The 26138-nt window shown below is 41.9% G+C and carries 28 protein-coding genes; 14 read left to right on the forward strand and 14 right to left on the reverse strand.

Going from position 1 to position 26138, the window contains the following annotated elements:
* Positions 1-205 precede the first annotated feature (205 nt).
* The 3 genes from LJ658_RS10665 (at position 206) to LJ658_RS10675 (ending at position 2600) form a co-directional block, all read left to right on the forward strand.
* Complete coding sequence (locus tag LJ658_RS10665) at positions 206-943, forward strand: acyl-CoA desaturase (protein WP_230546490.1); 738 nt, start codon at positions 206-208, stop codon at positions 941-943.
* Between the two features lie 123 nt (positions 944-1066).
* Positions 1067-2323, forward strand: coding sequence for a pyridoxal phosphate-dependent aminotransferase (locus tag LJ658_RS10670; RefSeq protein WP_230546491.1), 1257 nt, complete (start codon positions 1067-1069; stop codon positions 2321-2323).
* A 97-nt stretch (positions 2324-2420) separates the two neighbouring features.
* Positions 2421-2600: a hypothetical protein gene (locus LJ658_RS10675; RefSeq protein WP_230546492.1), complete on the forward strand. Its 180-nt coding sequence runs from the start codon at positions 2421-2423 to the stop codon at positions 2598-2600.
* A gap of 38 nt (positions 2601-2638) precedes the next feature.
* On the opposite strand, the gene LJ658_RS10680 is transcribed toward LJ658_RS10675, so the two are convergent.
* The 7 genes from LJ658_RS10680 to LJ658_RS10710 form a co-directional block, all read right to left on the reverse strand.
* Positions 2639-3193 (reverse strand): hypothetical protein, encoded by a 555-nt coding sequence (locus LJ658_RS10680; RefSeq protein ID WP_230546493.1) that lies wholly within the window; start codon positions 3191-3193, stop codon positions 2639-2641.
* 11 nt (positions 3194-3204) lie between these two features.
* A complete protein-coding gene (locus tag LJ658_RS10685) occupies positions 3205-3531 on the reverse strand; it encodes an STAS domain-containing protein (RefSeq protein ID WP_230546494.1) in 327 nt (108 codons plus the stop codon).
* 3 nt (positions 3532-3534) lie between these two features.
* The gene (locus tag LJ658_RS10690; RefSeq protein WP_230546495.1) at positions 3535-4677 is read right to left on the reverse strand and encodes a SpoIIE family protein phosphatase; all 1143 of its coding nucleotides are present in this window, start codon (positions 4675-4677) and stop codon (positions 3535-3537) included.
* Positions 4678-4759: 82 nt separating this feature from the next.
* Positions 4760-5218, reverse strand: coding sequence for a nuclear transport factor 2 family protein (locus tag LJ658_RS10695; RefSeq protein ID WP_230546496.1), 459 nt, complete (start codon positions 5216-5218; stop codon positions 4760-4762).
* 114 nt (positions 5219-5332) lie between these two features.
* On the reverse strand, positions 5333-6760 hold the full coding sequence (gene dnaA, locus LJ658_RS10700) for a chromosomal replication initiator protein DnaA (RefSeq protein ID WP_230546497.1): 1428 nt from the start codon (positions 6758-6760) through the stop codon (positions 5333-5335).
* A gap of 365 nt (positions 6761-7125) precedes the next feature.
* Positions 7126-8670, reverse strand: coding sequence for a methylmalonyl-CoA mutase (locus tag LJ658_RS10705; protein ID WP_230546498.1), 1545 nt, complete (start codon positions 8668-8670; stop codon positions 7126-7128).
* A gap of 5 nt (positions 8671-8675) precedes the next feature.
* Positions 8676-9206 (reverse strand): hypothetical protein, encoded by a 531-nt coding sequence (locus tag LJ658_RS10710; protein WP_230546499.1) that lies wholly within the window; start codon positions 9204-9206, stop codon positions 8676-8678.
* Positions 9207-9301: 95 nt separating this feature from the next.
* Here LJ658_RS10710 and LJ658_RS10715 point away from each other — a divergent pair, with 95 nt between their 5' ends.
* Complete coding sequence (locus tag LJ658_RS10715; protein ID WP_230546500.1) at positions 9302-9655, forward strand: iron-sulfur cluster assembly accessory protein; 354 nt, start codon at positions 9302-9304, stop codon at positions 9653-9655.
* Positions 9656-9756: 101 nt separating this feature from the next.
* Here LJ658_RS10715 and LJ658_RS10720 read toward each other — a convergent pair whose 3' ends face one another.
* The gene (locus LJ658_RS10720; protein ID WP_230546501.1) at positions 9757-10263 is read right to left on the reverse strand and encodes a DUF3347 domain-containing protein; all 507 of its coding nucleotides are present in this window, start codon (positions 10261-10263) and stop codon (positions 9757-9759) included.
* Positions 10264-10346: 83 nt separating this feature from the next.
* Here LJ658_RS10720 and LJ658_RS10725 point away from each other — a divergent pair, with 83 nt between their 5' ends.
* Together LJ658_RS10725 and LJ658_RS10730 are read left to right on the forward strand one after the other, a co-directional pair.
* Positions 10347-11405 (forward strand): acyltransferase, encoded by a 1059-nt coding sequence (locus LJ658_RS10725; protein ID WP_230546502.1) that lies wholly within the window; start codon positions 10347-10349, stop codon positions 11403-11405.
* 86 nt (positions 11406-11491) lie between these two features.
* The gene (locus tag LJ658_RS10730; protein WP_230546503.1) at positions 11492-12736 is read left to right on the forward strand and encodes an ABC transporter permease; all 1245 of its coding nucleotides are present in this window, start codon (positions 11492-11494) and stop codon (positions 12734-12736) included.
* A 40-nt stretch (positions 12737-12776) separates the two neighbouring features.
* On the opposite strand, the gene LJ658_RS10735 is transcribed toward LJ658_RS10730, so the two are convergent.
* Genes LJ658_RS10735 through LJ658_RS10755 form a run of 5 tightly spaced genes read right to left on the reverse strand, consistent with a single transcriptional unit; the run spans position 12777 to position 17891 of the window.
* A complete protein-coding gene (locus LJ658_RS10735; RefSeq protein WP_230546504.1) occupies positions 12777-13520 on the reverse strand; it encodes a tyrosine-protein phosphatase in 744 nt (247 codons plus the stop codon).
* Positions 13521-14573 (reverse strand): dTDP-glucose 4,6-dehydratase, encoded by a 1053-nt coding sequence (rfbB, locus tag LJ658_RS10740; protein ID WP_230546529.1) that lies wholly within the window; start codon positions 14571-14573, stop codon positions 13521-13523. It lies immediately after the preceding gene.
* Positions 14574-14575: 2 nt separating this feature from the next.
* The gene (galE, locus tag LJ658_RS10745; protein ID WP_230546505.1) at positions 14576-15598 is read right to left on the reverse strand and encodes a UDP-glucose 4-epimerase GalE; all 1023 of its coding nucleotides are present in this window, start codon (positions 15596-15598) and stop codon (positions 14576-14578) included.
* On the reverse strand, positions 15598-16581 hold the full coding sequence (locus LJ658_RS10750; protein WP_230546506.1) for a UDP-glucuronic acid decarboxylase family protein: 984 nt from the start codon (positions 16579-16581) through the stop codon (positions 15598-15600). Before LJ658_RS10750 ends, galE begins: the two co-directional genes overlap by 1 nt.
* The gene (locus LJ658_RS10755) at positions 16581-17891 is read right to left on the reverse strand and encodes a UDP-glucose/GDP-mannose dehydrogenase family protein (RefSeq protein WP_230546507.1); all 1311 of its coding nucleotides are present in this window, start codon (positions 17889-17891) and stop codon (positions 16581-16583) included. Before LJ658_RS10755 ends, LJ658_RS10750 begins: the two co-directional genes overlap by 1 nt.
* A 63-nt stretch (positions 17892-17954) precedes the next feature.
* On the opposite strand from LJ658_RS10755, the gene LJ658_RS10760 reads away from it, so the two are divergent.
* The 8 genes from LJ658_RS10760 to hemH all read left to right on the forward strand — a co-directional run bounded on the left by LJ658_RS10760 (position 17955) and on the right by hemH (position 25032).
* Complete coding sequence (locus tag LJ658_RS10760) at positions 17955-19172, forward strand: 3-deoxy-D-manno-octulosonic acid transferase (protein WP_230546508.1); 1218 nt, start codon at positions 17955-17957, stop codon at positions 19170-19172.
* Positions 19172-19990: an alpha/beta fold hydrolase gene (locus LJ658_RS10765; protein ID WP_230546509.1), complete on the forward strand. Its 819-nt coding sequence runs from the start codon at positions 19172-19174 to the stop codon at positions 19988-19990. The genes LJ658_RS10760 and LJ658_RS10765 overlap by 1 nt, the downstream gene beginning before the upstream one ends.
* On the forward strand, positions 19987-20610 hold the full coding sequence (locus tag LJ658_RS10770; RefSeq protein ID WP_230546510.1) for a lysophospholipid acyltransferase family protein: 624 nt from the start codon (positions 19987-19989) through the stop codon (positions 20608-20610). Before LJ658_RS10765 ends, LJ658_RS10770 begins: the two co-directional genes overlap by 4 nt.
* Positions 20611-20622: 12 nt before the next feature.
* Positions 20623-21246, forward strand: a complete 624-nt coding sequence (locus LJ658_RS10775; RefSeq protein WP_230546511.1) for a 1-acyl-sn-glycerol-3-phosphate acyltransferase — start codon at positions 20623-20625, stop codon at positions 21244-21246.
* A complete protein-coding gene (locus tag LJ658_RS10780) occupies positions 21246-22334 on the forward strand; it encodes a glycosyltransferase (protein WP_230546512.1) in 1089 nt (362 codons plus the stop codon). The genes LJ658_RS10775 and LJ658_RS10780 overlap by 1 nt, the downstream gene beginning before the upstream one ends.
* On the forward strand, positions 22313-22978 hold the full coding sequence (locus LJ658_RS10785; protein WP_230546513.1) for a carotenoid biosynthesis protein: 666 nt from the start codon (positions 22313-22315) through the stop codon (positions 22976-22978). Before LJ658_RS10780 ends, LJ658_RS10785 begins: the two co-directional genes overlap by 22 nt.
* A gap of 101 nt (positions 22979-23079) precedes the next feature.
* The gene (locus LJ658_RS10790; RefSeq protein ID WP_230546514.1) at positions 23080-23931 is read left to right on the forward strand and encodes a 4-hydroxy-3-methylbut-2-enyl diphosphate reductase; all 852 of its coding nucleotides are present in this window, start codon (positions 23080-23082) and stop codon (positions 23929-23931) included.
* Between the two features lie 84 nt (positions 23932-24015).
* A complete protein-coding gene (hemH, locus tag LJ658_RS10795; protein WP_230546515.1) occupies positions 24016-25032 on the forward strand; it encodes a ferrochelatase in 1017 nt (338 codons plus the stop codon).
* A gap of 78 nt (positions 25033-25110) precedes the next feature.
* On the opposite strand, the gene LJ658_RS10800 is transcribed toward hemH, so the two are convergent.
* Positions 25111-26133, reverse strand: a complete 1023-nt coding sequence (locus LJ658_RS10800) for an aldo/keto reductase (RefSeq protein WP_230546516.1) — start codon at positions 26131-26133, stop codon at positions 25111-25113.
* Between the last annotated feature and the right edge of the window lie 5 nt (positions 26134-26138).

Below are 26138 nucleotides of genomic sequence, written 5' to 3' on the forward strand. Positions count from 1 at the left end.
ATTTACACTTCCAATTATAGTTTCAAAAAAAGACCTATAAGTCGGTATATCTATTTTAAACCTATTTTTCGTCAGATTATACTTTATCTGGCGCAGGTTCCGGCAGGGCCGCATATTAATTTAATAATAAGTTTATTAGCGATAAAAACTAAAATGGTATCTTTGCCGTTATTATAATATACTATATACAAATCCATATCAATTCGTGATCATATTAATATTCTTTCTGGCACACTGGTTCCTGTCATTATTTTTCCAAACATTTTTTCTTCACCGGTACGCATCACATAAAATGTTTAGCACCCATAAAATTAACGAGCGCATATTCCATATGTTAACGTTTATTTGCCAGGGTTCATCTTATTTAAACCCGCGTGCGTATGCAATTATGCACCGCGAGCACCATGCTTACAGCGATACGGAGAAGGATCCGCATTCGCCTTATTTTTTCAGGGATGTTTTCCAGATGATGTGGCGCACCGCACTAAGCTATAAGCTGTATGAAAAACGGTTAAAGGAACCCGAAGCTCAGTTTAAAGGCAACTACCCCGAGTGGCGTTTGTTGGATTACTGGGGATCAACCATTATATCAAGACTATTATTTGGTGCTGGCTATATAGCCTTTTATGTGGCCTTTGCTACCCATTGGTGGATGTTTTTATTATTGCCGATCCACTTTATGATGGGCCCCATACACGGAGCTATTGTAAACTGGTGCGGTCATAAATACGGCTACTCAAATTTTGACAATGGCGATAAATCTAAAAATTCTATCCCTTTGGATTTTTTAATGTTAGGCGAATTGTTTCAAAACAATCATCATAAACGCCCTAATAACTCAAACTTTGCCGCTAAATGGTATGAGTTTGACCCGGTTTACCCGGTAATGAAATTTATGCATTTAGTTAGAATAATTAAATTGCGTAAGCCCCTTCCGGGATAAAACTAATAAGACTGAAGTATAAAAGGCGAAAGGTAAAAGGTGTATTTATTACAAACCTTTTACCTTTCGCCTTTTACCTTTAACCTTAAATAAATACCTTTACCCTTTTACTACAAGTTCAAAATGAAAGTATCTGCATTAGCTGAAAATCTTCGCGGCTCTGAAATTATCAAAATAGCCGGCGAGATCAACGAATTAAAACGCCAGGGCCAAAATATTGCCAACCTTACCATAGGCGATTACGACTCGGATATCTATCCTATACCTGACGAGTTAAAGCAAGGCATAGTTGATGCTTATGCAGCTAACCAAACCAACTATCCGCCTGCCGATGGTGTGTTATTACTGCGCCAAAGCGTTTCGTCTTTTTTAAAGAACCGTTTGGGGCTGACCTATCAACCTAACGAGATCTTGATTTCGGGCGGATCAAGGCCATTGATATACGCCACTTACCTGGCGGTTGTTGACGAGGGCGACAAGGTGGTTTTCCCGGCGCCATCGTGGAACAATAACCATTACTGCGATTTGCTTAAAGCCAAAGGCGTAATGGTACAAACCAAAGCCGAAAACAATTTTATGCCTACGGCCGACGATCTGCGCCCCCATATTAAGGGCGCGGCCCTGCTGGCTTTATGCTCGCCATTGAACCCTACGGGCACCATGTTCCATAAAAAGGACCTGGAAGAGATCTGCGACCTGGTAATTGCCGAAAACAAAACCCGTGCAGCCGGCGATAAACCACTGTATTTTTTATATGACCAGATCTATTCGCAATTAACATTTGGCGATAACCAGCATTTTGACCCCGTTACTTTACGCCCGGAGCTTAAGGATTATGTTATCTTTATTGATGGCGCCTCTAAGTGCTTTGCGGCCACAGGCGTACGTGTGGGTTGGGGCTTTGGCCCGGAAGCTATTATAAATAACATGAAAGCCATTGTGGGCCATATGGGTGCGTGGGCGCCGAAGGCAGAACAGGTGGCAATGGCAAAATACATTGTGGAAGATGCCGCGGTTAATACTTACCTGGACAAGCTTAAATCAAGAGTTCAGGCAAGCTTAAATGCCTTACATAACGGCTTTCAGCAATTAAAGACCGAAGGCTTCCAGGTTGACTCCATTGCTCCTATGGGTGCAATTTACCTTACGCTAAAGATTGATTACACGGGGAAAATAACGCCGGACGGCACCAGGATTTCAAACTCTGCCGATATTAATTTTTACCTGATAAAAGAGGCGGGCATTGCTTTTGTTCCGTTCTCTGCTTTTGGTACTGATGACGATGTTAACTGGTTCAGGGCGTCGGTTGGCGTATGTACCCTGCAGGACATTGAACAGGCCATCCCGAGGATAAAAGAAGCGCTGGCCAGGCTGCGCTAGCGCACGTTAAGGATTGCTTAAATATTAATTGCACCGTAACCCTGGTTTAATATGTATGGTTTAAATTTATAGTGCAATTAAACGCATTATTATAAAAATGACTGTAGATGTTAATTATTGGTTAGTTGGCTTATTGTTTCTGGCGATCGTGATATTGATCAGGTGGCTTATCAGGCGCGACCGTAAAGACGAGAAAGATTTCGAAAGGACCATTATCGACGGCGAGGTTAAATCCGAAAAGCATATCGAAAATAAAGACCCGGACACTACCCCGTAAATGCTGACAAAGCTAAAGTGTAGTGGGATTACCAGGTTTTAAAACGGTGAGCCATCTAATACCAGCAGTACACTAAAGGTATTAAGGCCCAGCTCGATATTATAGGTGTACGTAAAATTATCAGATGCTTTGGTGATGATGAGCAGGCCGAAATGTTCCATTAAATTACTTACATCTATAACTGTATCATCATCCCCCTCTTCCTCGCATACAAACTTTATCCGGGTGTCGTTTTCAACCACTGCATACATGCTGTGCAGGCCGTCTTTAGTTAACAATTCTTTATAGCCGGAATCATGAATAAGCAATGAAGTAATGTTACCCGGCTGGTAGCGGTTGCCAAAATCGCTTTTATCTATGTTGATGCTTTTATCATCGATGGTAATATCCAGGAGGGTTTCTTTGGTACCGGCATGCTTGATACCGTTAGTTAACAGCTCGATTAATATCACCTCTATTTTAAAACTGATTACTTCTTTATCAATATGCGCAGGCAAATGATTAATTACAAAATCAAGCAGTTCCTGCACCGAGGATTTGATGGATTGCCTGGTATTGGGTAATATAAACTGTTTGCTAACCGGTTGAGCCATGTATTTCCTGCTTAAGTAATATCGTCAAAAGTATTATATATCTTAAAAACTTTATCTAACCTGGTTAGCGCAAAAAGGTTAGTTATGTCTTTACTTAGCCCAATCAATAAAAGTTCAGACTTAAGGGCAATTAAATGCTTAAATGCAGACACCATTGAGCCTAAAAATGAGCTGTCAATATATCCAACAGCGCTCATATCTATCGCAATTGATTTTTGATACTTCTCAAAAAGTTTGATAACCTCGGTTTTAAAGGCATCGCCATTTTCAAGGCTGGCTTCTTTTATATCCAGCTTAACCAGCAAAACGTTGTCATGCTCTTTATATATACTAACCATACCTTAATTTTTATATATGCTAATTATGCTGCGGTCATCAACCTGTTCACTTAAATTATTACTAAACAGGTTTGCCGCAATATCCGTAAAGTTATTCTCTTTTCTCATAAAGGGGTTAAGCGTTTTTAAAAACTGGTTGTAATCACTCTTTTTGCCGGTTTTATCAATAAAATCAATCATACCGTCAGTAAACACAAACAGCCTGTCGCCGGGCTTTAATATGATCTCTTTCTCGCTGTAATTACCTTCTTCAAACAACCCAAGCAACAAACCCGATGAGCTGATCATGCTCAGGTCGCCGGCTTCATGGTTATAATGCAGTAATGGTAAATCTCCTGCGCCCGAGTAGGTGATGCGTTTGGTTTCGCTATCAATTAATAACAACGATAAGCTTGATAAAATATCTTTCAACACTTCATCAAAGCAAATAATGCTGTTAACCTGCTGCAAAATTTTTGAGGTTGAATATTCCTTGTTAAAAGCCGCAAACCGCACCGCCGACCGTACATAGCTTAAAAACCCGAATGTAAAAAACCAGGCCATCCACTTTTTGCCCATAATATCGCCCAGCACAATAAAGCTGTAGCGGTCATTAACCTTTATAAAATCAATAAAGTCGCCCCCCGGGATATCCTGATAAGCCTGGTGCCAAAAATCAACTTTAAATTCCTTTATCTCCGGCGGTTTAACAGGTATTGATTTGATGTTAAGCGACTTCGCCGCTTTCTTGATCTCATTTTCAGACAGTTCGCGCTGCTTGTCAACAGCGAAAAGTATGTTGTTTACTTTAGATACAATAACATTGATAGGCGTATCTTTTATGATGTAGTCAATCGCCTGCAGGTCAAGCCCTTTTTCTACCAGGTCCTTGTCCGAGAAAAAAGTTAAAAACACAAACGGGATGTCCTTAAATAAAGGTTCGTTCATTAAATAACGCCGAAACTCAAAGCCGTTCATTTTCAGCATTTCGTAATCAGACAGGATAATATCCGGCGCAGCACCTTCTTTCAGTAATTCAATAGCAGCTTCGGCAGACGGGGCTATGGTACAGTTAAACCCTGATTTTTTAAACACCTGTTCAATCAGCTTTAAAAAAAGCTGATCGTCATCAACAAGCATAATGTGTTTGGGTTTATGTATAGCCATTAACGCGGGGGATATAATATCACTTAAAAGCAACTATCAATTTTACTTAATAATCCTGATAAAAGCGGTATTTAAAAAAACATTACTCTATACAGTTGTCTTTTCGGCGGGTATCTGCAATATAAATTATCTTCCAGCCACCGGCAGTTTTCATCAACTGGAAAACGTCTACGCCGCAATGGCTAAACTTATCGTCAAGGTAAAACTTATACGGAGCCCAAACACTGGCCAGGGCAACATCGATTTTCACATCGGTTATTACAATGCGCTCATCCCAGACGCCTTTGTGCGGCGTGCCCACGGCTTTTATAAACTCGTCGGGGTTTTCGGTTGTAAGTACTGTGCTGCCATCCTTCTTATTTCCGACGCTATGAAACACTATTCCCTTTGCGAAGGTTGAGCGTAACAGTGTACTATCGCCTTTACGCATGGCGGTAAACATGGTGTTAACGGTTTGCTTAACAGCGTCGGCAGCTGTTTGTTGCGCTAGCGCGATGGAACAATTAATGATAATGGCCGCAAGTATGACGAATTTCTTCATATACTAAGATAGTGTAATTAACTAATTAGCTGCATATGTAAATCGCCTAAAACAAAAACGCCATCATGATTAAATCACAATGGCACTCATCAAAGTATAGCGGGATATACCGTTTTATGACATCTTTAGCTTCTTCTGTATATCGGCTACGTAGCCTTTAAATTTTTTATCGGTATCAATTAAATCCTCTACAGTTTGGCAGGCATAGATTACCGTTGAGTGATCACGGCCGCCAAAGAAATGGCCGATAGATTTTAGGGAGCTCTTGGTATGCGCCTTGGCCAGGTACATTGATATTTGACGTGCCTGCACAATTTCGCGTTTGCGGGTTTGTGATTTCACCATATCAATAGGCACTTCAAAATACTCGCAAACCAGGTTTTGGATAAACTCCATCGAAATTTCTTTAGATGAGTTTTTCACAAAATTCTTCAGCATTTGCTTGGCCAGGTTCAGGTCAATCTCCTTGCGGTTAAGGGTTGATTGTGCCAGCAGGGACACCATGGCGCCTTCCAGCTCACGCACGTTGTTGTCAATATTGTGCGCAACGTATTCAATCACGTCATCGCCCAGCTCAATACCATCCTGGTAAGTTTTATTTTTAAGGATAGCCATGCGGGTTTCCAGATCAGGGATCTGCAAATCGGCCGACAGGCCCCATTTAAATCTTGACAGCAAACGCTCCTCTAAACCGGCAAGGTCCTTTGGCGCTTTGTCAGAAGTAATGATCAGTTGCTTGCCCGACTGGTGAAGGTGGTTGAAGATATGAAAAAAGAAATCCTGTGTTTTTTCTTTACCGGCAAAGTTATGCACATCATCCATGATCAGTACATCAATGGCCTGGTAAAAATTCACAAAATCATTGATGTTATTATGCTTTAACGCATCAACAAACTGCTGTGTAAATTTTTCGCATGATACATATAGTACCAGTTTATCGGGTAATGAACGTTTAATTTCATTTCCAATGGCTTGTGCAAGGTGGGTTTTACCTAAACCTACACCACCATATATCATTAACGGGTTAAATGAAGTACCGCCCGGTTTTGCAGCAACAGCATAGCCGGCTGAGCGGGCCAAACGGTTACAATCGCCTTCAACAAAGTTTTCAAAAGTATACTGACGGTTTAATTGCGGGTCAACATTCAATTTCTTTAAACCGGGAATTACAAACGGGTTCTTAATGTCCTTATTTATAGAAATAGGAATCGGCATTGACTGATTCTTTGACTCCGCACCATTTCCGTTTGAAGGCATATTCGTTGTATAGGGTTTGCTGGTTGATGACTGCTCAACTACAATATTATATTCTAAACGGCCATCATCGCCCAATTGTTTTTTTATTGTTTTACGCAATAGCTGCACATAATGTTCTTCAAGCCACTCGTAAAAGAATAAACTAGGTACTTGTATCGTAAGGACGCTTCCCTCCATACGTAAAGCTTTTATTGGCTCGAACCAAGTTTTAAAGCTTTGCGCAGGTATGTTGTCTTTTATGATTTGAAGGCAGCTATTCCAGACGGTAGTACAAGTTTTTTCCATATAGTATTTAGTAAAAGATTGATTTTCAACCCCCAGCGACACATTAATTGGGATTGCTACGGAACATCGAATATTCAGAAAAAAAGCGAATTAAAAAATTCTTTTTTCACTTTTTATAAAAATAAATTTCAAAAATAGTGCCCGGAATTTTGTATGATTTATAAGATTAAAAGCTATATTACGCATGACCCAACCGCCGTTATATCCCTTTTAATACCAAACATTGCGTTTTGAGCCGTTTTTGCCACTTTATTATTATTTAACTCAAATTTTACGGCTTAACGGCTTCTTAACAATTAATTGCTGTCGGGGTAATTTTAGCAAGTACTACTTTTTAGATAGATTTACTTACAGGCAAATCACTTTTAATATTCGCCAAAAACGGCGCGCAGGGTGTCTGCAATTTCGCCCAGGGTAGCGTAGCTTTCAACGGCTGCCAGTATAAAGGGCATCAGGTTTTCTGTACCTGCTGCTGCTGCTTTCAGTTGCTGCAGGTTATTGGCTATCGCGATGTTATCACGCCGGTTCTTTAGGTCGTTCAACTTTTCGGTTTGGTGTATCCTTATCGCGTCATCAACCCTAAACACATTGGTTAAGGGTGGTTCTTCCTGTATAAATTTATTTACGCCCACAATTACCTTTTCGCCACTTTCAATTTCATTTTGATACTGGTAGGCGGACGCGGCTATTTCCTGCTGAATGTAATCCTGCTCAATAGCTTTCACCGATCCGCCCATAGCATCTATCTTATCTATGTATTGCTGGGCGGCAGCCTCCAGCTCGTCGGTCAATGCCTCTATAAAGTATGATCCCGCCAATGGGTCAACCGTGTCGGTCACGCCACTTTCAAAAGCGATGATCTGCTGGGTACGCAGGGCTATCTTTGCGGCGGCCTCTGTGGGTAAAGCGATAGCCTCGTCATAACCATTGGTATGTAATGACTGTGTGCCGCCCAGCACTGCCGCCAGCGCCTGGTTAGTTACACGCACAATATTATTCATAGGTTGCTGCGCGGTAAGCGTTGAGCCACCTGTCTGGGTATGAAAGCGCAATTTTTGCGCCCCGGCATCTGTGGCCCCCAACTCTTTGGTGATGTGTGCCCACATCCGCCTCGCGGCCCTGAACTTGGCTATCTCTTCAAAAAAATTATTATGGCAATTAAAAAAGAAGGAAAGCCGTTTGGCGAAAACATTAATGTCTAATCCTTTACTTAAGGCGGCTTTTAAATAGGCCTTGCCATTAGCTAAAGTAAATGCCAGCTCTTGTACGGCGGTCGACCCGGCTTCACGGATATGATAGCCGGAGATAGATATCGTGTTCCACTTAGGCACTTCCTTACTGCAATATTCAAACACGTCCGTAATTAACCGCATAGACGGGCCGGGCGGATAGATATAAGTACCGCGCGCGGCATATTCTTTCAGTATATCGTTTTGCACCGTGCCTGATAATTGCTGCAGGTCTGCCCCCTGCTTTTTTGCCAGCGCAATATACATCGTCAGCAAAATTGGCGCCGTAGCATTAATGGTCATGGAGGTGGTGATGTCTTTTAGCGCAATCCCCTCAAACAACAATTCCATATCCTGCAGCGAATCAATAGCTACGCCAACCTTCCCAACTTCGCCATCGGCAAGCTCGTGGTCAGAGTCATAACCGATCTGTGTGGGCAGGTCAAAAGCAACTGACAGGCCCATGGTGCCCTGGCTCAGTAAATAATGGTAGCGCTTGTTTGACTCTTCGGCGGTTGAGAAACCTGCGTATTGACGCATCGTCCAGGGCCTGCCCCGGTACATGTCTTTCTGGATCCCGCGGGTATACGGAAACTCGCCGGGCAATTCATTCATGTTTGAAGGCCCGGTATATACTTCCTTAATTTCAATACCCGACGTTGTTACCCGCTTACCCGCCATAGCTGTTAAAATAACTCTTCAAGTTCCTTACGGATAAGGTTAAGACCAATTTCATAAGGATTATTTTCAGACTGGTTTACCTGTGCCAATATCATTTTACTCAGCTCAAGACCGGTAGCCGTTTCGGGCAGGTTTTTTATGGCGTTATTAACTACGCCCAGGGTTTCATCTTTCAGGCGTTTTACGATGGCCCAGGTATTGGTACTTACATAAATTTGCTGGGTAACGTTATGCTGGTATTCATTGCGCAGCTCGGCAACTATCAGCATATATAATTCGGCAGCCTGGTAATCCGGGTTATTTAACCGGATAAGCAGATTAGAAGGGTTGATCCGTTCAATAAACAGCACCACCCGCTCATAGGCCTGGAGGCGCAATGGCAGCGTTTGGTTACTGATCGTTTTTTTTAATTCGATAAGCTGCATATTCTCAGACCGGTCAAGATAGGGCTTTAATAAATAAAAGGCTATCCATACCACCCCAAGGCCGGAAACGGTATATTTTACAATGTCTAATAAATAAGAATACAGTATCATTGGTGTTAGTTAATGTTAGGCGCAGGTCATAAATAATGCTGCTGAAACAAAAATCCGCATTTTACCTTATATTTGTGTAGTTAATTAAAAATAAGATGAGTACTGCTGTTGAAATTGCACCTGCACCGGTTACCCTTACAGAGGGTGCCGTTAAAGAACTTCATAAATTAAAAGATCAGCAAGAAATTGGCGACGATTTTGGCCTGCGCATTGGTGTGGAAGGTGGTGGCTGTTCTGGCATGAGCTATGTTTTGGGTTTCGACCAGAAAAAAGAAGGCGATCAGGAATTTATGATCAATGGCCTTCGTGTTTTTATGCATAAAGCCCATGGCATGTATTTGATGGGGATGGAAATAAATTTCCAGGATGGCTTAAACGCCCGTGGATTTACCTTTGCCAACCCTAATGCTGCCAGCACTTGTGGCTGCGGCACCTCGTTTTCAGTATAATCCTTCTTAAGTATAAAAATATAACAGCCAGGAACCAGGACCCAAACGGGTGCTGATTGCTGGCTGTTTTTATTTACGGCGATTCTGCCGGCTCTCCACCGCTACTTCGTCGCCTTCAATGTTTCTTTTACGCTGCCACAGTTGGGCATGCTCTTGCCAAAATAGGGATTTTCAATTTCGGGCTTATTGCTTAACCAGCCCGCTTTTTTCATGGGGCAATATTGCAGGTAAAGCGTTTCGTTGTTTACCTTAACTGCTTTTAAAACGGCATACATGTTTTTTGACAGTGATGCAAAATGTTCGCGCTGATGGTCAATAGCCGTAGTTTCGCTGATATGACGACTATCAAAACTCAGTTTATCAACATAGTTTTTCCAGGTGCCTTGTTGTACCGGCGACAGATCAGCAGCCTTAACCGCGTTGATCTGGCCGGCTAACATTTTAGCTTTTGCTGCTGCCGTAGCGCCGTCATCTGCGGTCAACGCATTTTTTACATCTAAATAGGCGGTTACCACATTGTTTATAGCGGCATTTGTTGCTTGTGCCTTTGCGCAGATAGTTATTGTCGTTAATAATAGCGCTACAAAAATTGATTTGAGGGTTTTCATGATATTTCCAATTAAATGGTGAATTTAATATTTATTAGCCTTATTATTTTATCTTGGCGTTTAGTTTAACAATTTCAAAACTAATGAAGATTGACCAACTAACCTTTACCCGGTTTATCGCAGCTATTGGTATCGTTATATTTCATTTTGGAAAAGGCACCTATCCTTTTAACACGGGCTTTTTGTTTGTACTTTTAAATAACTTCAATGTTGCAGTAAGTTATTTTTTTTGTTTATCGGGCTTTGTGATGATCGTGGCCTACCATCATGGTGATAAACGGATTGATATAAAAAACTATTACATCAACAGGTTTGCCAAAATTTATCCGATATACCTATTGGCACTTTGTGGTATGCTTTTTTTTGTAAGCCCTATAATCTTTCAAAGGTTACTTTCAGAGATATTTTTAGTACAATCAATGATACCTGGTCATTTACTATCCTATAATCTACCGGATTGGTCATTATCAGTCGAGATGTTTTTTTATTTATTATTCCCTTTTTTGTATAATAGATTTTACTTAAAAAATAGTTTAACAAAGCTATGTTTTGCAATTATAGCAATATGGTTACTATCACAAATTGCCTGTTATTTTTTATCGATTCATTTAAGCACATTGTCAGATCTGTCTAGGAACTTTATTTTTTACAGCCCGGTAATACATTTAAATGAGTTTTTAACAGGCAATTTATTAGGGTTCATTTATCTGAAATTTTTACATAAAAGGTATTTTAAAACTGATTATGCGATGATTATATTTTTTGCACTAGCTGGAGTAACTTGTTTATTGTTACCATTAATTAAATCATATGGGCTTAAGTTACCTGTTAACCTGCATAATGGATTACTGGTAATAATCTTTGCGCCATTCATATTATTCCTATCGTTAAATAAAGGTTATATAGCTTCTTTTTTTTCGAAGCCTGTATTTATTTACCTGGGCGAAATAAGTTATTGTATTTATATTTTACAGTATCCGGTATATATATGGTGTTGTCATCTTTTTCACGTTTCAAATCCGTCAATCTTTCTTGGTTTATCCATATTAATATTAATTGCCATTGCCGCTTTAGTTTATTCATTTATTGAGTTACCTGCAAAACAAATTGTTCGTAAATATTTAAAAAAAATTAATAACTAATTTTAAGGCGTGTCAGTTTCATTTAACGACACTTGTAACAAACCCGCATATATATAATCTTATATTCAAGTTTTTATATTTATACCATGCCGGTAAAAACCACGCTTAAAGAAAATATATCCATAGCCTTACAATCAATAGCCGGAAATCGGCTACGCACTTCGCTTACCTCATTAATTATCGCTATCGGCATTATGGCTTTGGTGGGCATTTTAACCGCTATTGAAGGTATAAAACAATACACCACTGATGCTTTTTCAAGCCTCGGCGCAAATTCATTCACCATACAAAACCGCGGATCGGGAGTTAGTTTTGGCAACGGGGGGCACCGAAAACGTTATCCTTCTATACGCTACGATCAGGCCCAGCGTTTTAAAACGCTTTATAAATTACCTGCCCTCGTCGCCATAAACCTGGATATATCAGGTGCCGCTATTGTTAAATATGGCAGTGAAAAAACAAATCCAAACGTTACCGTAACCGGCACTAATGAAAATTATTTATTGACCAATGGCTACAAACTGGGCCTTGGCCGTAATTTTTCAGGAACCGAGCTGGAGTATGGCGCCAACGTGACCATTATAGGTGATGAAATAAAAACCAAGCTTTTTAAAAACCAGGACCCCATCAATAAATCAATTTTTATAGGCAGCAATAAATTCAGGATCATTGGTGTTTTTGCGCCAAAGGGATCAAGCGCCGGCTTTGGCGGCGGCGACAGGCTATGTACTATACCCATATTAAAGGCTAAACAAATAGCCGCCATTTCAAATCCATCATTTGCTGTTACGGTGATGGTTACCAACGGGGGCGGCTTTGACGCCAGTATTGGCGAAGCTACCTCGCTATTCAGGAATATCCGCGGACTAAATGTTGGCAGTGCCGATAATTTTGAAATAACCCGCAGCGACTCTGTTCAACAACAACTGTCAGGTCAGTTAACCGGGATGACGTATGCCGGTTTTGGCATTGGCATAATTACTTTAATTGGCGCGGCTATAGGCCTGATGAATATTATGCTGGTGTCGGTTACCGAGCGCACCCGCGAAATTGGCATCAGAAAAGCTATTGGCGCTACCCCTGCGGTTATACGTAAGCAATTTTTAATTGAAGCCATAGTAATATGCCTGATCGGCGGCGTGCTGGGTATTATATTAGGTATGGCTGTTGGTAACCTTATAGCGGTACAAATAAGCGGTAAATTCATTATACCTTGGTTGTGGCTGCTTTCGGCTATTGCCTTGTGCACCTTAATTGGATTGCTGTCAGGATTTTATCCGGCAAAAAAAGCCTCAAAACTTGACCCGGTTGAGGCATTAAGATATGAGTAGTTTAAATAATGTGCCGATCTTCGTAACTGCACATTAAGCGCTACTTCAGCATTATATTTTTAAGCGGATAATTAAAGAGCAGTTTTTCCAGGTGCGGATAATTAAGTGCATCTTTAAAAGCGGCGGCATGTTTTGGATGGTGCATATCGCTTGATATAAAATCAACTATATCATTGTCAACCATACTCTCGGCTTTTTTCTTTACATCCTTGCCATAATAGCCTGTTAATGATATTGTATTTAACTGCATATTACAACCCCAGCCACGCAGGTTTGCCATCTCTTCAACCGTCATGTACGGATATCTTTCGGGATGCGCTAAAATTGGTTTGTAACTACCCCATTCCATCATTTTTTGAATAACCTCAAATGCGTTAGGTGGCGGGCTTATAAATGAATATTCAAAAAGGGCGTAGTTATCGCCCATGGTCATTAATTTTTTTTCTTCAACCCTTTTCTCAAAAGTTTCATCAAAATAGTGTTCGGCAGCAGCTTCAATTTCTATGTCGATATTTTGCTTTTTTAATTCGGCTTTCAGTATTTCAAGCGCACCATTTATTGTTTCGGGTGTATTCCTGTAAAAATCAACCATGATATGCGGGGTGGCAATAATCTTTTTGATGCCAACATCCATCATTTTCTTTATCAGGTACACAGACTCTTCAACGGTTTGTGCGCCATCATCAATCCCGGGTAAAACATGCGAGTGCATGTCAACTGCTATCAAATCATAATTGAAAGCCGCGATTTTTTTTTCTTCCTTCTTCTTAAAGAAATTTAACATCTAAAGGCTGTTATATTGTTCTTTATAATATTGCTGATAATGACCTGATGTTACATCGGTTAACCATTCTTCGTTCGCCAAATACCAGTCTACCGTTTTCTCCAGTCCTTCTTCAAACGTAATACTTGGCACCCATCCCAATTCATTTTTAAGCTTGGTTGCATCAATAGCATAACGCAAATCATGGCCGGCCCTGTCGGTAACAAAGGTTATCAATTTTTCCGATTCGCCTTCGGCCCTGCCCAGTTTCCTATCCATAATGCGGCAAAGCGTTCTAATCAAATCGATATTTTTCCACTCATTATGGCCGCCGATATTATAGGTAGTGCCGGTAGCCGCTTTATGAAATATCAGGTCGATTGCGCGCGCATGGTCTTCAACCCATAACCAATCCCTGATGTTCTCGCCTTTACCATAAACCGGGACAGGTTTCTGCTGCTGGATATTATGAATTGCCAATGGTATTAACTTTTCCGGAAAATGAAAAGAACCATAATTATTTGAGCAATTGGATATTACCGTATCCATGCCATAAGTATCATAATAAGCCCGGACAAAATGGTCTGAACTGGCTTTTGAAGCTGAATATGGCGAATGGGGGTCATACGCAGTTTCTTCAGTAAACATCCCCTCTTCGCCTAAAGTTCCGTAAACTTCATCGGTTGATACGTGGTAGAAACGTTTTTTATCATATTGCCCCTTCCAAATTTCGCGGCCTGCGTTTAATAAATTTACGGTACCGACAACGTTGGTCATAACAAAATCCAACGGATTGGTTATTGACCTGTCCACATGCGACTCGGCCGCCAAATGTATAACTGCGTCGGGTTGCTCGTCCGCAAAAAGCTGATGAATAAACGGCAAATCAACGATATCGCCTTTTATGAATTTATAATTTGATGCATTTTCAATATCTCTGAGGTTTGCCAGATTGCCTGCGTAGGTTAATTTGTCCAGATTGATAATACTGTATTCAGGATAATTTTTTACAAACCTGCGCACTACGTGCGAGCCTATAAACCCTGCGCCCCCGGTTATTATTATTTTTTTCATCATTATAATGGATTTTGGGCAATATATTTCTCCCATTCCCAGGCTGATTGCATCATGACATCCAGATTCAATTCTGTCTGCCATTTCAAAATATTTTTCGATTTGCTTACATCGCCCCAAACCTGCTCTACATCACCATCGCGGCGCGGGCCTATCTGGTAATTTAATTTTTGGCCGGTTGATTGCTCAAAGGCATGTATAACCTGTAGTACCGAGCTACCTTGACCTGTACCAATATTAAAAACATCGTAGCCCTTAAAAGTTTCAGTCTCCATTAATTTTAAAGCTGCCACGTGTGCTTTTGCCAGGTCAACCACATGAATATAATCGCGGATGCAACTGCCGTCAGGTGTATTGTAGTCATTACCAAAAACCGTAATTTTTTCACGTTTGCCAATGGCGGTCTGCGTTATAAATGGCACCAGATTTTGAGGCACCCCAATAGGCAGCTCGCCAATTAATCCGGAGCTATGCGCTCCTACCGGGTTGAAATAGCGCAAGGAGATCACTTTATAGCTGCTTCCTGCTTTTTGCATGTCAGTTAATATCTCTTCGGCTATTTGTTTGGTATTTCCATAAGGCGACTCGGCAGCTTTAACCGGCGCACTTTCTGTAACCGGCAATTTATCAGGTTGCCCGTAAACGGTGCAGCTTGACGAGAAAACAAAATTTACCGGTCTACCATCAAAGGCATTCAACACGTTAAGCAACGAATAAAAATTATTGCGATAATATTTTATTGGCTGTTGAACCGACTCGCCAACTGCTTTAAAAGCTGCAAAATGAATAATACCCGCAATATCCGGTTCTTTAACGGCTAATTCTTTTACCCCCTGTTCGTCGCAAAGATCAAGTTTGTAAAAGGGCGGTTTGTACCCTATGATTTTAGCCAGCTGATCTATTATTTTAGGATCAGAGTTTGAAAGGTCATCAACAATAATCGGCTCGTATCCTGAGTTTACCAACTCAACAACGGTATGTGAACCGATAAAACCTAAACCACCCGTTACTAATATCTTTGCCATTAATTTTTATTATAATAAGTAAAATCCTTGTGTTGTATCTCCTTTTCAGGCAATGATTTGAAATACTCGTAAGTTATTTTTAAACCCTCGCTTCTTGACACTTTAGGCTCCCAGCCTAAAATTGCCCTGGCTTTTGTAATATCGGGCCGGCGCTGCTTTGGGTCGTCGGTCGGCAACGGCAGGCTGATCAGTTGCTGATCGGTCCCGGTTAGCTTGATGATTTCTTCACCAAACTGGCGGATAGTAATTTCATCGGGGTTACCAATATTCATGGGCTGTGCATAGTCGCTGTGCAATAAACGATAAATCCCTTCTATCAAATCATCAACATAACAAAAAGACCGTGTCTGAGAGCCATCACCAAACATGGTTAATGATTCACCACGTAAAGCCTGGCCAATAAAGGCGGGAAGTACCCGGCCGTCGTTTAAGCGCATCCGCGGGCCATAGGTGTTAAATATGCGCACTATCCGGGTTTCCAGTCCATGAAAAGTATGATAAGCCATCGTAATAGCCTCCTGGAAACGTTTCGCCTCATCATACACGCCACGCGGGCCAACCGGGTTAACATTGCCCCAGTATTCTTCGGGTTGGGGATTAACATTTGGGTCGCCATAAACTTCGGACGTGGAAGCAATAAGCATCCTGGATTTTTTTGATCTGGCCAGGCCCAATAAATTATGCGTACCTAATGAACCTACTTTTAAGGTTTGGATAGGTATTTTTAAGTAGTCAATAGGGCTGGCCGGCGATGCAAAATGCAGGATATAATGCAGTTCGCCGGGTACGTACACAAACTTGGATACATCATGGTTATAAAACTCAAAATTTTCCAATTTAAACAAATGCTCAATATTGCGCAGGTCGCCGGTTATCAGGTTATCCATACCAATAACATGATAGTCTTCCTTAATAAACCTATCGCATAAATGCGAACCCAGAAACCCGGCAGCCCCGGTAATTAATATACGTTTACGTGCCATTAGCTTACTACTTTTCTACCTATGCTGTTATAATAATATCCGCAATCAATCATTTTCTGAATGTCGTACAGGTTACGGCCGTCAAAAATAACTTTTGCCTTTAAAAGCGACTCTAACTGGTCAAAATCCGGGGTGCGGAATACCGACCATTCTGTTAATATCAATAACGCGTCTGCGTCTTTCAACGCATCGTACTGGTTATCGGCATACACGATTACATCCCCTAGCTGAGTTTTGACATTGGGCATAGCCTCCGGGTCAAACGCGGCCACAGTTGCGCCTTCCTTTAATAATTCATCAATAATATATAACGCCGGCGCTTCGCGTATATCGTCGGTTTCCGGCTTAAAGGCAAGGCCCCAAATGGCAAACTTCTTATTTTTCAAATCGCCGTTAAAGTATTTCTTTACCTTCTCAACCAATATTTTACGCTGAATGTCATTAACATCCATCACCGCGTTTAAGATTTTAAAGTCGTAATTTATTTCCCTGGCTGATTTGGCCAGGGCCTGCACATCCTTAGGGAAACAGCTGCCACCATAACCTATGCCTGAAAATAAAAATCTGCGGCCTATTCTGTCATCGGCACCAATGCCTCGCCTAACCATGTCAACATCGGCGCCAACCAGTTCACATAGGTTCGCAATTTCATTCATGAATGAAATTTTTGTCGCCAGGAAAGCGTTAGCAGCATATTTAGTTAACTCTGACGAACGCTGATCCATATAAATAATAGGATTACCCTGGCGCACATAAGGCGAGTATAATTCGCCCATTAATTTACGTGCGCGCTCATCTAACGTACCAATAACAATACGGTCGGGCTTCATAAAATCCTCAACAGCTACGCCTTCACGCAAAAATTCAGGGTTTGATACCACTGCAAACTCAACATCGGTATGCTCATTAAGCACTGCGGTAATCCTGTCGGCCGTACCAACCGGAACGGTAGACTTGGTTACGATCACTTTATACTCACTGATCAGTTTTGCGATGTCTTTTGCTGCACCTAATACATAACTCAAATCGGCGGAGCCATCACCACCCGGAGGCGTGGGCAAAGCAAGGAATATAATCTTCGCTTCTTTAATGGCTTCAGCAAGATTGCTGGTAAAATGCAGGCGGCCCTGATTAATATTTCGGGTAAAAAGCAACTCTAATCCAGGCTCGTAAATAGGCAATTTGCCTTCCTGCATCATTTTTACCTTTTTCTCGTTTATATCAACACATATAACCTGGTTGCCGGTTTCGGCCAAACAAGTTCCGGTAACCAAACCGACGTATCCCGTTCCTACTACAGCTATTTTCACAAAAGTATTTGTTTATATTGTTATTATATTTATCCCGGCGAAGATACTGATTTCGCATTTAAAATGTTATTATTATATAACTTAGGGTTACGCATCTACTATACCCTGATTTTACTTTTTTCGGCTTTCAACAGCAAGGCGCGCCTTTGGATAACAGGACGCCAACATGTTAAATATACCGCTTTTAATCAAAGTGTCTGGTTTCATTTTGCATCGCTTGGCGAGTTTGAACAAGGGCGCCCGGTTTTGGAACGATTTAGAGCCATGCAATCTCAAAGCAAGATCGTTGTTACTTTTTTCTCACCATCGGGGTACGAGATCAGAAAAAATACACCGCTTGCCGATGCGGTTTATTATCTCCCGCTGGATACCGCACAAAATGCACAAGAGTTTATAAACACCGTTAATCCGGCTTTGGCAATATTTACCAAGTATGAGTATTGGTATCATTTTTTTAACGAGCTTAATAAACGCCGGATACCATTATACATTATCTCGGGCATTTTCAGGCCCGAACAGGTGTTTTTTAAATGGTACGGCGGCTTACATCGTAAGATGTTAAGTTTTGTAAGTCATTTTTTTGTGCAGGATGAGGAGTCAAAACATCTACTGCAATCCCTAAACATCAATAATGTAAGTGTCAGCGGCGACACCCGTTTTGACCGCGTTTGGGCGAATGCGCAACAACCAAAAGACCTGTCCGCGATCAGCGGGTTTAAAGATGGCCAGAAGCTCTTCATAGCCGGCAGTACCTGGCCTGCTGATGAGCGGTTAATTGCCGGGTTAATTACCCAATACCCCGATTGGAAATTCATTATCGCCCCGCACGAGATAAGCGAAGAGAAAATAAATAACCTAACAGGCCTTTTGCCTCAAAACGCCGCCCAGCGTTACTCAAAACTTACCGCTCAAAACCCACCACTCACTACTCAAGTCTTAATTATCGACAACATTGGTATGCTGTCGTCTTTATATCAATATGCAGACATTGCCTTTATTGGCGGTGGCTTTGGCGCCGGCATACACAATACACTGGAAGCTGCTGCCGTTGGTTTACCAGTGATATTTGGCCCTAACTATAATAAATTTAAAGAAGCTAAGGATCTGATAAAACTTGGTGCCGGTTTTAGTGTTAGTGATGAGGCCGGGCTAAAAAAAGTAGTGGCTGATTTGATTGGTAATGAAACCCACTATGCAGCGGCAACCAATAAGGCAAAAACTTACGTAGCCGAACATACCGGCGCTACCGATGCGATTGTCAATTATATAGCATATTCTTGATGGGCTTTTTACAAATTTCAAACTTAGGCAAAATACATTTTCATGAATATGGCGAGGGACAAAGGCCCATGCTGGCATTTCACGGCTATGGAATGACCGGAAAGCAATTTCATGTGCTAAGTCAATCTGTTTTAAAAAAATATCATGTGTATGGCTTTGACCATTTTTTTCATGGTGAAAGCAAATTAGCTAACTGGACCGAAGCGCAGATCCTGGCCGGCATGCCCAAAGCTATGGTTTTTGAATATGTTGAGGAATGGTTTAAGCAGTATGGCCGGCAACGTTTTTCGGTAATGGCCTACTCCATCGGCGCTAATTTAGCGCTGATATTGGTTGAAGAATACGCAGACCTGATAGACGAAATTATATTGATGGCGCCTGACGGGCTTTCAGTTTACAAAGGCTTTGAACTGTTGCGAAACCGCGGCTGGGGCAAATACCTTTTTAATAAAGTGACCAAGAGCAAATGGTTAGCGCCGGCGTTGCTTAAAAACCTTCGTAAAGTAGGTTTTATTGATGAAAGCCTGTACCAGATAGCCTACAGCGAAATGGATACCGAACAAAAACGTCTTGACGTTTATTATACCCTTAATTTAATAAAATTACTGGTGCCCGATGTTGTTAAAACGGCACATCTCATCAATCAGCATAAAATAAAATGCCGGCTGATATTTGGCCGGCATGACGAATTGTTCCCCAAAAAAGCCGCTATGCCGTTTATTAATTTATTAGCTGATCCGGAAGTACATGAAGTTGAACTGGGCCACTGGCTGGTGATACCCGCATTGGATGAATATTTAGTAAATTTAGCGCCATGATACCTGCACGCAGAGTAAACTTATTTAGCAACTGGTTTGCTTATTATATGCGTTTTAGGATGCGCAGCTATTTTAACCGGCTGGTGGTTATGCCTTTTGAACCTAAGGAGGGCCATTCTATATTATTGCTCTGCAATCACTTTAGCTGGTGGGACGGCTTGTGGGGCAATTACCTGGCTTACTGGCACCTTAAACGCAAACTCTATATCATGATGCAGGAAGATCATCTGCGCAAGCGGATGATGCTTAACCTGTTCGGCGGGTTTTCTATTAACCGTACCTCGCGCGAAATGATAAAGTCCTTACAGTACGCCGCAAACCTGTTAAACGACAAAGAAAACCTGGTAGTTGTTTTCCCGCAGGGACAATTAATATCCAATCATACTACTGAAATTACGGTGGAGAAGGGCATTGAACGCCTGATAAAAAACATCAAGGGCCCATGCCAGATAATTTACTCGTGCGCGTTGATTGACTATTTTGAAAGCCTTAAACCATCTGTTTTCTTTCACCTTTACGATTGCGGAGTAGCCGGCGAGGTATCATTTGAAGAGCTAACCAACAGGATCAACAGCTTTCATCAACAAGCCCTGACAGCGCAGCTGGATGCGGAGCATTAATGACGGCGGCATATGATCTATCCCAAAAAAAACTTCATTATACAAACCGTCTTCCATCTTTATGTACGGTTTACTGTCGCCCGCCATTTCAACCGGGTTATTTTTAACGATATCGAAATTGATCAGCATAAATCCATTTTGTTAATTGCTAACCACAGTAGTTTTTGGGACGGACTTTTGTTATACCTGGTGAGATCTAAGCTTTTTAAAAAGAAGTTTTATGTCATGTTATTAGAGCAAACGTCCAAACGGATACCGATACTTAAATATGTCGGAGCTTTTTCAATCAATAAAAAATCGAAAGACATTATTGAGTCGCTTAATTATACTTCGCAACTGCTCAAAGACCCCAGTAACCTGGTGGTTATTTTTCCGCAGGGAAAACTATATTCTAATTTTACTACCAATATTGAATTTGAAAAGGGCATAATAAAAGTGATGAAACAGGCAACAGGCAGTTTTCAGTTAGTATTTGCCACTATTTTTATAGAGCATTTTGAAAACAAAAAACCAGGTGCCTACATTTATTTAAAATCGGTTAAACAGGATAGTTTTGATAACATTACTGATCTGCAGCAGGCCTATCAGCAACATTATACCTATGCGCACCAACAGCAAACTCAAATAATTAAATAGTGATAATTGCCATTGCCGTTACCTTCTTCTTTCTTATCCTGCGGTTTGCGGTGACATTGTTTAATTTCATATCCGATCCTAAACTGCGCCGTGTAAACCGCCATTATACCGACCTTGTTTCTATCCTGATACCAGCGCGTAACGAAGAAGGAAACATCCTGGCATTACTGCAATCTATCCATCAGCAGGACTATGCCAACTATGAAGTGCTGATACTGGATGATGAATCTACAGACGCCACTTATGAAATCTGCGCCGGCTTTGCTGCCGGGCATTCGCAATTCAGGGTGATAAAGGGCGGAGAACTGCCACTCGGCTGGCTGGGTAAAAACTATGCCTGCCACCAGTTGGCCACCCAGGCGCGGGGTAATTTCTTTTTGTTTGTTGATGCTGATGAAAAAATAAGCGCGGGCCTGGTAAATAGCGCCATCCACCGCATGTATGTAAATAAGCTGAGCCTGCTAAGCCTGTTTGCCAATCAACAAATGCTTACCCTGGGCGAAAAGCTGATAGTGCCTTTAATGCATTATATACTGCTTAACCTGTTACCGCTACGTTTAATTTACCTGGTTAAAAATTATACAGTGGCTGCGGCCAGCGGCCAGTTTATGCTTTTTGACGCCGGGGTTTACCGCGAGCACCAATGGCACCGCCAGGTAAAAGGCAAAATAGTTGAAGACGTTGAAATAATGCGCCAGGTTAAAGCCGCAGGCCGCAATGGCGAAGCCCTGCTGGCTAACGGTATGATAAATTGCCGCATGTATAATAACTATGTTAACGCGGTAAACGGGTTTAGCAAAAATTTCCTGGCGGCATTTAACTATAGCATACTATGGTTTTTGGTCTATATTGTCTTGATTATTGGCGGCCCTATGATAGTGATAATGACGCTTAACCTGCAGTTGATACTATTTATGATGAGCCTGATCATTCTAACCCGGATAATGGTATCGCTTTCGGCCGGTCAAAATGCGTGGCACAATATCCTTTTGCACCCCGCGCAAATGTTTAGCTTAACCCTCGTTGCCTTTTTAGCAGTACAAAGACATCTTACCAAAACCATGATATGGAAAGGCCGCAAGATATAAATTCATTCAGAGCCACCCGCAAAGAAAAACGTGACGCCAATGCAGTAAGGATAGTCGCCATATTTCATTTGGTAGGATTAATAGGGCTTTCCATTACGGTTGCCAGGCCGCTGTTTCTCCATTTGGTTCCGTTTCATTTACTGTTGATGACGCTGGTGGTTTTTTATAGCCATGATCGTTTTGATACTAAATTCATATTTTTTTTTGCGCTTGTATTTATAACAGGTTTTACTGTCGAGTGGCTCGGCGTACATACGGGCCAACTTTTTGGCAACTATGCTTATGGAAAAACATTGGGGTTTGCTGTTAATGGCGTCCCGTTAATAATGGGCGCAAACTGGTTTTTATTGATCTATTCGACAGGGGTATCGCTAAAGCAATTGCGAATAAAATCGGCCTGGCTACGGGTTTTAACTGGTGCCTTATTATTGGTTATGCTTGATCTGCTAATAGAGCCCGTGGCCGGGCGGTTAAACTACTGGCAATGGGCGGACAATAGCACGCATATTCAAAACTATGCCTGCTGGTTTATTATAAGCCTGGTGTTACTTTTTGTGTTTGAAAAATTCCGTTTTAATAAACAGAATATGGTTGGACCGGCTATATTGGCAAGCCAGTTTATATTTTTTGCGCTGATGCAGTAATAGTTAAAGCTTAAAAAGATCAAAGCATTTATCATCACGGCCAACCCCACAAATTAAACTTGTATGTGATTCGGACAAAAAAACCGTAAATTTGTAACGCGATGGGAGCATATCAATTACAGGTGACGATAGATAAAGATTCGGGATTTTGTTTCGGGGTTATTTATGCCATTGACATGGCCGAAGATATCCTGAACGAAGACGGTTACCTGTATTGCCTGGGCGACATTGTACATAATGACGAAGAGGTTGAGCGCTTAAAGGCCCTTGGGTTGCGCATTATTGACCATGAACAGTTGAAAGAACTACGCAATGAGAAAGTATTGATCCGCGCGCATGGCGAAGCTCCTGATACCTATCGCACCGCTTTGGCTAATAACATTACACTGATAGATGCCTCATGCCCGGTTGTGCTTAAATTACAAAACCGCATTAAAACATCTTTCGACCATAAAGAGAAAATATTAATATTTGGCAAGCACGGACATGCCGAGGTTATCGGCCTGCAGGGGCAAACCAACAACGAAGCCCTGGTTTTCCAGGATATTGCCGAGCTGGATGGCGTGGAACTGCCGCAAAATATTACCCTTTACAGCCAGACCACCAAAAGCATGGAAAAGTTTTACCAGGTTAAGGAAGAACTTACCGCGCGTGGTTATGATTTGAATGCTAATGATACCATTTGCCGCCAGGTATCAAACCGAGACAAGGACCTGCCTGCATTTGTAAAAAACTTTGATAAAATTGTATTTGTATCCGGTGTAAAATCGTCAAACGGCAAGGTGCTGTATGAGGTTTGCCGCAAGCATAACCCTAACACTTTTTTCATCTCATCAAGCAGCGAGCTGCAGTTAGCTATGTTTGCCCCCGGCGATAAAGTTGGCATTGCCGGCGCAACTTCAACACCGATGTGGTTAATGGAAGAAGTTAAAGCCGAACTGGAGAAGTTTTAACCTGCCGCCGCTTCACAATCTAATCTTCCGGTAATAAAATTAACCATTTAGGGGGTTAAGCTCTTTTTTGCTATTTTTACGCCGATGTCTAAAAAAGGAATTTTACTGGTTAACCTGGGTACCCCTGATAGCCCGAGCACTGCGGATGTACGCAAATACTTAAACGAGTTTTTAATGGACGGGCGGGTTATTGATATTAACCCGGTACTGCGCAGCCTATTAGTGCAGGGGATTATTGTGCCTTTCCGTGCGCCAAAATCAGCCAAATTATACCAGCAGATATGGAGCAGTGAAACCGGCTCGCCTTTATTACATTACAGCAAATTACAACATGCAGCCTTGCAGGATCGCCTTGGCGATGAGTACCAGGTTGAGCTGGCCATGCGCTACCAAAGCCCTTCTATTGAGTCGGCTTTAGAACGCCTGAAGGCAAACCTGGTTAGCGATATCAAAGTTATCCCGTTGTTCCCGCAATATGCATCAGCAAGTACCGGCTCAGTACAGGAAAAGGTAATGGAGCTGGTTAAAACCTGGCAAACCATCCCCAATATTTCGTTCATCAATTCATTTCATGATGATGAACTGATGATACAAACCTTCGCCAACAATGCGCAAAAATATCAGCCCGAAACCTATGATCATGTATTGTTTAGCTTCCATGGGTTGCCGCAGCGGCAGATTAAAAAATGCGATCATACCCATACCTATTGCCTGCAGGTTGATGGCTGCTGCGACACTTTAAATGATACCAATAAGTTTTGTTACTCGGCACAATCATATGATACGGCACGTCTTATTGCCGAAAAAATGGGCGTCTCCAAAGAAAATTATACGGTTTGTTTTCAATCCCGCCTGGGTAATGACCCCTGGGTGCAGCCTTATACCAGTAAAGTGATTGAGCAACTTGCCCACGAAGGCAAAAAGCGTCTGCTGGTACTTTGTCCCGCTTTTGTTGCCGATTGCCTGGAAACCGTTTACGAAGTTACCGAAGAATATGGCGCCGAATTCCGTGCGCTGGGTGGAGAGCACGTGCAACTGGTTGAGAGCTTGAATGATTCGCCGTTGTTTATTGATGCTTTAGAGAACATGGCCAGGAAGTAATTTTCTTCATCACCTGATTGTTCAACAACGAACCGGTCGCACACAAAATTCGCGATTAACACACTGCGCTTATAATGGCTAGGTTCTTTTCTCTACTTTATCATAAAATCCACCAAAAGAATTCATTTTAACGCCATCCTCCTTAAAAAACTCGCCGGGGAAACCGAGGTCTATTGCTGATACTTCATCCAGTTTTTGTATATGCTCTTTAGTCAGGACAACCTCAATAGTTTTTAGATTTTCTTCCAGCTGGTTAACTTTGGTTGCACCTACAATCGGGATTGACGAAAAGCCCCGGCTCATTACCCATTGTAACGCAACATGACTTGCTGATACGCCCAATTCGCCGGCAATGGCTACCACGGCCTTAGTGATATTAACGCTGCGATCGTCCAGTCGTCTGCTTTCGGGTTTTATCCGGCCCTGTTCGCCACGCAAATATTTGCCGCTAAGCACGCCGCCGCCCAAAGGCGCCCAGGGTGTAACCGTCATGCCAAAATGTTTGGCCATCGGTATTAGTTCGCGCTCTGGTGTGCGTTGTATCAGGCTGTATTCAACCTGCAGGGCTATCAGCTGGCTCCAGCCCATTAATTCAGCCAGGGTATTACCTTTGGCTATAACCCACGCCGGCGTGTCGCTGATAGCGGCATAGTTTACTTTCCCCTGGCGGATCAGATCATCCAGTCCGCGCATTACTTCATCAATAGGCGTAATATCATCCCATATATGCAGGTACAACATGTCAATAAAATCGGTTTTTAAACGGCGCAGGCTTTCCTCAACACTGCGCATCATGTTTTTACGGTTATTACCTGATGCATTGGGATTGGTCAGGTTATCTTTTAAGGAATACTTGGTAGCCAGTACAAAATAATCGCGATCGTGGTTGCTGATATATTCGCCTATTATCTTCTCGCTGGTACCTAGCTTGTATACATTGGCCGTATCTAAAAAGTTGCCGCCGGCATTGGTAAAGGAATCCATAATTGCAAAGCTGGTTGCCGCATCCGCTCCCCAGCCGGCCTCGGTGCCAAAGCCCATGGTGCCCAGGCATAACTCTGATACTTTAAGACCTGATCGGCCCAATAATTTATAGTTCATGACAT

The organism is Mucilaginibacter sp. UR6-11 (assembly GCF_020880695.1).
Classification (GTDB): domain Bacteria; phylum Bacteroidota; class Bacteroidia; order Sphingobacteriales; family Sphingobacteriaceae; genus Mucilaginibacter.